Raw genomic sequence first — 8,414 nt, 5'->3', positions numbered from 1 at the left:
CGCGCCGACGATGGCGCGATCGAGGGCCAGCTCGTCGTCGGCGTGGGCGGAACCGGCGGCAAGGGCGGCGACGGCGGCGACATCTACACCCGGCTCAGCGCATCGTCCATCCATACCCACGGCCCGGACGCGCCGGATTCCGGCAACGACACGGGCAATGGCGGCCAGACCGACGGCGATGGCAACAAAGTGTCCGATGCGTCGGCCGTGGTCGCGCAATCGATCGGCGGCGGCGGCGGGTCGGGCGGCAGCGTGAAAGACCAGAGCGCCGCGGTCGGCGTCATTTTCACGGAAATCGGCACCGCCGCCGTCTGGGAAAACCTGGTCATGGTGGGCGGCCAGGGCGGCAATGGCGGCGATGGCGGCAAAGTCGATACCGCCATCTGGGATTCGGACGTGGGCACCGAAGGCCAGTATTCGCATGGCGTGTACGCGCAATCGGTGGGCGGGGGAGGCGGCGATGGCGGCTCGGCTTCAACCTTCTCCTTAGACGCCGTGATCGGCCTGCAAAGCATCAATGTCCAGGACGAGGCAGCCGTGGGCGGCCGGTGCATTACCTCGGACGACGGCGATAACAGTTGCGCGGGGGGCACCGGCGGCGAGGTCAATGTCAACCTGGGCGATGGAGATGACGCGGGCTGGACCGTGGTGCGGACCAGCGGAGACTATTCGAACGGCGTGCTCGCGCAATCGATAGGCGGTGGCGGCGGCGATGGCGGCTCGGCCGATGCGTATGCCTTCGATTTCGAGACGGGCGCGGCGATCAGCGTCGATGCGTTGGTCAGCGTGGGCGCCAAAGGCGGCAAGGGCGGCGACGGCGGGGCAGTCAAGGTCGCGACGCTCGACGATACGCGGATCAAGACCACCGGTTCGGGCGCGCGCGGCATCGTGGCGCAAAGCATCGGCGGCGGCGGCGGTACGGGGCAGGGTACCGCGGTGTTTCTGGGCCTGGAAGGCCAGGTCACGAAAGCGCTGGAAGCCGGCTTCAGTGTCGACGTCGGCGTCGGCATGTCGGGCGGTGAAGGCGGCAATGCCGGGCAGGCCACCGTGAACAACTTTGGCGATATTGTCACCACCGGCCGGGATAGCGATGGCGTGCTGGTGCAGTCCATCGGCGGCGGCGGCGGGGTAGGCGGATCGATGGGCGCGGACGAAGGAGATATCCTCGACAACGTCTTCAATGCGATCAAGGCACTGCTCGACCACAACCCGTTCGCGCTGAACGGCAGCATCACGGTGAACGTGGGTGGCAAGGGCGGCACGGGTGGCGATGGCGCCAACGCCACCCTGCATCAGTACGGCGCCGTGTCGACCTCGGGCGACTACGCGGACGGCGTCGTGGTGCAGTCCATTGGCGGTGGCGGCGGCGTCGGGGGCGGCAGCTATTCGCAGAACTATGAAGACTGGCTGGACCTGAACATTGCCGTGGGCGGCAAGGGGGGCACGGGCGGCCACGGTGGGCAAGCCTCGGTGACCCTGGAACGCAGCGCGCTGGTCCAGACGCAAGGGTATGGCGCTTATGGCGTGCTGGCGCAGTCCATCGGCGGCGGGGGCGGCCAGGGCGGCAGCGGCACCCTGGCCACCAAAGGGCGGCTCGAGATCGGCGCGGGCGTGGGAGGAACCGGTGGCGATGGCAATGATGGCGGCACGGTCATGTTCGCGTCGGACAGCGGCAACCGCATCCAGACTTTCGGCGACACGGCCCATGCGATCGCCCTGCAATCCATCGGCGGCGGCGGCGGTACCGGCGGGCTGACACAGGGCGTCGGCGGCACCCGCATCGGCAATTCACTGAATTTCACGGTGTCGGTGGGCGGTTCGGGCGGCGACGGCGGCGATGGCGGCGTGGTGGATATGTGCTCCAGCGTGGCGTGCCGGCCGGTCGACATCTATACCGGCGGCCACATGGCAAGCGGCCTGGTGGCGCAATCGATCGGCGGCGGGGGAGGCATCGGCTCGGTCGGCAGCCCGGATCAGACGCCTGGCCTGGCCAACAGCTTCAGTCTCGACCTGTTGCTGGGCGGCGCGGGCGGCGATGGCGGCGATGGCGGCGCCGTGAACATCGGTGGCGAGCACAACATCACGACCCGGGGCGATTTTTCCCATGGGATGGTGGCGCAGTCGCTGGGCGGCGGCGGGGGAATGGCCGGCGTCAATGACCCGCTGGGTCTCGATTTCAACTTCACGCCGCCCAGCCCCGAGCTCCAGTTGGTGGTCACGCTGGGCAGCCTGGCCGACGGCCACGCCGGCGATGGCGGCGTCGTCGACGTGGCCAGCAGGGGCGATATCGTCACCCTGGGAGACGGATCGCACGCGCTGGTGGCGCAGTCTATCGGCGGGGGCGGCGGCATGATGGGGGCGGTACTGAAGGACGACGACGACAGCGATGCGCCCGATGCCTGGCCGGATGATGTGGAAATCGAACGGTCGTTGGCGCTGGGCGCCGGCGGCGATGACGTCGGCACATTGGCCGGCAGCAGCGGCGATGCCGCCGACGGCGGCTCCGATGCCGGATCGAGCGCGCCCGTGGTCCGCGTTTCGCACGACGGCACCCTGGCGACCAGCGGTACCTGGGCCATGGGCGTGCTGGCGCAATCGATCGGCGGCGGCGGCGGTGTCGGCCATGCCGGCCTGGCGGTGGACGGCACGCTGGACAATGGCGCCGCCAATATCCAGGTGGGCAGCCTCGGGCGCACCGGCGCCGCGGGCGGCGTGACGGTGGATGTGACCCGCCAGGGCGGCAAGCTGCTGACGACAACCGGGGCGGGCGCCTACGGTGTGCTTGCCCAGTCGATCAGCCAGGGTGGCGGGCTGGGCACCGGCATGGTCGCCGACAGTGCCGCGCTGATACAGGTGGGTGGCGGGTCGGATACGGTCAAGGTGGCCTCCGGCGAGGCCGCGGGCGATGTATCCGTGAACGTGCATACGAATGTCTTGACCTGGGGCGACGATGCGACCGCCATCGCGGCCCAGTCGATTGGCGGCGGCGGCGGCGTGGGCGGCGTGCAGGCGCTGGAGGGAACCCGCCTTGATGGCGCCCGCCTGCTGGTTGGCGGCTATATGGCGGGCGAGGCCGGGGCGGTGTCGGTCGCCTCGGACTGGACAGTCAACACCGCCGGAGATGGCGCGCACGGCGTCGTCGCGCAATCGATAGGGGGCGGGGGCGGGATAGGGATCATCGGCGTCACCGACTCGGCCTCGCAGGATGGCACAACCGTGGTTATCGGCGGATACGATCCGGGGGACGAGGGCGTCGACACAGGTGACAACGGCGCCGGCCGTATCGACCTGGACCTCGACGGCGTGATCTCGACCGGGGGAGCGGGGGCCGATGGCGTGGTGGCGCAAGCGATTGGCGGCGGCGGCGGGCTGGGCGGCGCGCCAGGCAGCACGGCATCCGGGCCGATTGCCGATGCGGCCAATGCGCCCTATGACGTGAGCCTTCTGGTTGGCGGCTCGGCGGGTATCGGCGCGGGAGGCACGATCGGAAGCGCCGACAACTATGCCCGCCTGGCGGCCCGCGTGACGACCTATGGCGATTTTGCCGACGCGGTGCTGTTGCAATCCATTGGCAGCGGAGGTGGTCAGGGCGGAGCCTCGGCGTCGGGGCCGGGGCCCATTTCGCTGGACCTGCGCGTGGGCGGCAATTCCAAGCCGTCGACGGCAACCTCTGCCGACCAGTCGGGCGGCGGCGCCATTGCCCTGGAGTTCGATTCCACCGGTGACAACAATGCCGCCTTTACGCATGGCCATGGGGCCAACGCCGTGCTCGTGCAGTCGATCGGGGGCGGGGGCGGTGTCGCCCAGTCGGCGGCGGCTGGCGGCACGGGTACGGTGCGAGTGGGCGGGATCAATGGCGCATGGGGCTCTGGCGGCCACATACAAGTATCGCCGTCCAGTTGGGTCAGGGCCAGCACCGAAGGGCAGAGCGCCCATGGCCTGGTGCTGCAGTCCATCGGCGGCGGCGGCGGGCTGGCCACGGTTTATGGCGGCGACCCCGCCACGGGCGCGGCCGGGCAATTCGGCCTGGTCCTGGGGGCCGGCCAGGCAGGCAGCGGAAACGGCGGCAAGGTCGACCTGACCACGGGTGGCGAGCTGACCACCAAGGGCGACGGATCGATCGCCGTCATCGCGCAGTCGGTGGGCGGCGGCGGGGGCATCGTCAGCGCGGGCGACGCGGCCGCCGTGAGCAGTATCGATCTGGGCGGCGATATCGATGTCCAGGGCAATGGCGGCGAAGTGTCGGTTGCGCTGACCGGCGGCACGGTCACCACTGAAGGCGCGGGCGCGCATGGCGTGGTGGCGCAATCCGTGGGCGGCGGAGGCGGCATTGCCGGAGGCCTCGGGCAAGCCATCTCGCTCGACCGCGACGGTTGGGCCAAGACCAGCGGCCAGGTCAGCGGCACGGGCGCCGATGTCGCGGTCGTGATCCAGAACACCGTTACCACTACCGGCGCCAACGCGCACGGCGTGATCGCCCAGTCGATTGGCGGCGGCGGCGGGCTGGCCGGTTCCGCGCAAGGCGGTTTCGCCGGCAGCGTGAACGCCGTGGATGGCAATACCGAGAACTGGGCGGGCCATGTCGACGTGACTGTCGACGGCTCGGTCAGCGCCACCGGCGACGGCAGCACGGGCGTCTTCGCCCAGAGCGAAGGTTCGGACGAGAAAGGTTTCCCGGTCGCCGTCACGGTCAACGGAACCGTGGCGGGCGGCTCGGGCAGCGGCACTGGCGTCTGGATGGCCAGCAACGGCGTGGGGGCAAGCCTGCTGGAGATCGGAACCGACGGGGGCGTGACCGCGTTGTCCGGCATCGCGCTGCGCTACGACGGCGAGGCGGGCATGAACGTGCGCAACAGCGGCCTGATGGATGGCGGCACGCAGTGCGATAACCCAGGGGTTTGCGCGATCGAGAACATGTCCACCGGCACGTTGACGGGCGCGACGCTGTACCAGGCCAATGTTGCCAATGCGGGCACACTGGTCGTGGGGTCCGCCGGCCGGTTCGGCCGCCTGACCGTGGCTGGCGACTACAGCCAGGCAAGCTCCGGTGTGTTGCGCGCCGATATCGATTTCGCCGGCATGCGCGCCGCGCACATGACGGTGCAGGGCGATGCCCGGTTGGACGGCCAGTTCGACCTGGCCGCCATCAGCCTGCTGCCCGGGCGCGAACTGGCCGTGCTCGACGTCGAAGGCGCGTCGGCGGGCGTGCTGCAAGCCAAGGATTCGCCCATTTTCGACTTCGATATGCGGCAGGTGGGCAAGCAGCAGCGCGTCAGTGTGAAAGGCGCGGACTTCAATGCCGCCAGCCAGAATCTGGCGAGCAACCAGCGCGCCGTTGCCGGGCACTTGCAGGAAATCTGGGACCAGGGCGGCACCGTCGAGATGGCGCCGTTGTTCGCGGTATTGAACACGGCGGCCAACCAGGGGCCGGGTGCCTACCGCGAACGGCTGGCGGACCTTTCGCCTGGCGTCACGCTGGCGCCTGGCGCGCAGATGGTGGCCGACATGGCGCGCTTTGCCGGGTCGATGATGTCGTGTCCCGCCATGCAGCGCACCGGCACCGACGGGCTCGAGCAGGACTGCTTCTGGGGGCAGGTGTCGCGGCGCAGCACCGATCAGGATGCTGCCGGGGGTACCTCGGGTTATGCATTCGACAGCACCACCTACCAGGTCGGCGGCCAGCGGGAAATCCGTCCGGGCTGGTTCGTGGGCGGGTCGGTGGCCTATCAGAACAATAGCCTGCGCGCCGACAATGGGCGGGCCAGCGGCAGCGGCGATGCGGGTTATGCGGGCGTGGTGCTGAAGCATCAGGCCGGGCCGTGGGTGTATTCGGCGGCGCTTGGCGGCGGCTATGGCTCGTACGACCTGGACCGCAGTCTCGGTGTGGACGGCTACGACCGCCGTGCCGGCAGCAGCCCCGATGTCTACAGCGCCGGCATGCGGTTGCGGGTATCGCGCCATATCGGGGTCACCGATCAGTTCTACCTGAAGCCTTATGTCGACCTGGACGCACTCTATGCGCGCATGCCCGGCTATACCGAGTCCGGCGGCCCCTTGAGCCTGGAAGTGGACAGCAGCGACCAGTTCGTGGCAAGCCTGTCGCCGATGCTGGAAATCGGCGGGCGGGTGGACTTGCCCCAGGGCGCCACCATGCGGCCTTATGCCTACGCGGGCGCATCATTCCTGAGCGACGATTCATGGAGCACCCACGCCCGCTTCAAGGGCGCGCCGGCCGGCAGCAGCGGCTTCAGCACGTCGTTGCCTGGCGATCACGTGGTCGGGCGCTTTGGCCTGGGCATGCAGGTGAACAACCGTTCGGGCCTGGATTTCCGCTTGCAGTATGACGGCGAGGTCTCCAGCAAGACGACCAGCCATGCCGGGCACTTGAAGGTGATGTACAGGTTCTAGGAGCCTGTACGGAACTCCCTTCAGTGTGAACAGGCCTCGGCGTTTCGTCGACCGACAACCACGAACGGACAGTTGCCATGTCGCGAGCACTTAACCGTTGGGACACTTCTCCGGGCTTCTGGCGCGTCCAGGTGGCAGGCTGGTGCTGCCTGGCGGCCATTGGATTCTATATACGCTGGACTGTGTTCGGCAACGCCGCGGCCGCGCTGTGGCTGACGCTGGCCCTGGATCCCGTGGGGTTCGCGTTGACATCCATGGCTGCCTGGACCCACGCGCGCGCCGTACCCACCGGGCGATCCCCGGGCCCGGTGGTGGCCGGCGTGCTGGTGTCGTGCCTGGCGGCCTCGGCGTTGCTGGCGGGTATTGCCTACGGCATACACGGCCTGTTTCCGCCTGGCGCCCTGCGTGCCTTGCCCGACGGCCCCTACCTGTTCAGCTTTATCTACTACATGGGGGTGCTGTCGATCTGGGCGCTGGTCTACCTGGGCGTGGCCGCCGAAATGGCCGCGCGTGCCGAGCGCTTTTCCCGCCTGGAGGCCCAGGCGCGCGCCCTGCACCTGGAACTGGAGCACCTGCAGGTGCAGATCGAGCCGCATTTCCTGTTCAATGCCCTGAACACCATCGTGGCCGAAATCGCCGACCGCCCCGGCATTGCCGAAGAAATGACGCGCCGCCTGGCCGGCTACTTGCGTTATTCGCTGGACCGGCGCGAACAGGGCCTTTGCCGGCTGGACGAAGAAGTCGAGGCCACCGAGGCGTATGCCCGCATCCAGGCCCTGCGTTTCGGTACGCGCTTCGCATGTCACTGCGAGATCGATCCGGCAACGCTGGACATGCCCATTCCCCACATGACCATCCAGGGCCTGGTGGAGAACGCCATCAAGCATGGCATGCGCGCCACCGGCGACGCGCACTTCGTGATCAACGTGCGTACCTGGCGCCATGAAGACGAACTGTTCGTGCGTGTCGATAACCCCGGGGTGCTGCGCCTGGCCGGCGACCCGGCGGCCGGGCCTGGCGGCCTGGGCAATCTTTGCCGCCGCCTGGACCTGCGCTATCCGCACAGGCACGAATTTTCGCTGCGGCAGATGGGCGACATGACGGTGGCCACCGTCCGGCTGCAGGGCAAGCCGCGGTCGTTCTAAGGCGTGCCGCGCGATGCTGCCGGCCGGAGGCGGCGCGGGTCGAAGCGCAGATACAACCAGGCCGAGGCCGCCAGGATCAGCCCCGCCAACAGGGCCGACGCCAGCATGGCGGCGCGCGGGCCTTGCCAGGCTATCAGTTGCGCATAGGCCACGGGTGCCGCGGCCGTCAGCAGGAATCCCGGCACCAGCAGGCGGCCAACCAGCGCGCCATAACTGCGGGTATCGAACAGCACCAGCGGCAGTGTGCCGCGCGTAATGGTCAGCAGGCCGTTGCAGGCGCCGTACACACAGGCGTACAGGCCCGCCGCCACCGGATGGCCGGCCGCGCTGCCGGCAAGAAAGCACAGGGGCAGCACCGCGGCCGTGGCCAGGTTCAGCATCAGCGGATGCAGGCGCCCGCCGAACAGCAGTTCCAGCAGTCGCGCGCTGACCTGGCCTATGCCCCACAGCGCCGAGATGCCCACCGCGGCCGCCGCGGCCAGCCCCAGCCCGGTCAGCATGAAGATCAGGTGCGTGGCGTTGGCGGCCGCCAGGAAATTGGTCAGCATGGCGATCAGCGCGTACAGGCCCTGTGCCAGCCGCTGGTCGCGCCGGGTCCGCGCCAGGCCGGGGCCGTGCGCCGCGTACCCGTCCGGCAGCAGGACCGTGGCGCGCTTGGTTCGGCCGAGGATCCGGCTGGGCACCTCCAGGGTCAGTGCTTCACCAGGCACGGTTCCTCCTCGGGGCGCAGCAGCGCGGCCCGCGCCCGGAGGTCGACCTTGCCCGTCGAGGTGCGCGGGAACGCCGTCAGGAACCGGAACTCCTGCGGGACCATGTAGCGCGACAGGTGCTCCAGGCAGTGCCGGCGCAGCGCGTCCGGGT

The 8,414-nt window shown here is 69.3% G+C and carries 3 protein-coding genes; 2 read left to right on the top strand and 1 reads right to left on the bottom strand.

All coding sequences use genetic code 11. The features are described from left to right. Window positions 1–42: 42 nt before the first annotated feature. Together LPZ50_RS17950 and LPZ50_RS17945 are read left to right on the top strand one after the other, a co-directional pair. Window positions 43–6,408 carry an autotransporter outer membrane beta-barrel domain-containing protein gene (locus tag LPZ50_RS17950; protein WP_230663239.1) on the top strand — a complete coding sequence of 2,122 codons (6,366 nt, stop codon included), beginning with the start codon at window positions 43–45 and terminating at the stop codon, window positions 6,406–6,408. 77 nt (window positions 6,409–6,485) lie between these two features. Beyond that, entirely contained in the window at window positions 6,486–7,553 is a 1,068-nt protein-coding gene (locus tag LPZ50_RS17945) for a sensor histidine kinase (protein ID WP_230663237.1), read from the top strand. On the opposite strand, the gene LPZ50_RS17940 is transcribed toward LPZ50_RS17945, so the two are convergent. Further along, entirely contained in the window at window positions 7,550–8,263 is a 714-nt protein-coding gene (locus LPZ50_RS17940; protein WP_329957680.1) for a hypothetical protein, read from the bottom strand. The two genes, LPZ50_RS17945 and LPZ50_RS17940, sit on opposite strands and share 4 nt — an antisense overlap. Window positions 8,264–8,414 lie beyond the last annotated feature (151 nt).

Source organism: Bordetella petrii, from assembly GCF_020991325.1.
GTDB classification, from domain to species: Bacteria; Pseudomonadota; Gammaproteobacteria; order Burkholderiales; family Burkholderiaceae_B; genus Bordetella_A; species Bordetella_A petrii_E.
Note: the sequence above shows the minus strand (reverse complement) of the source record. Positions and strands in the feature narration are given on the sequence as shown.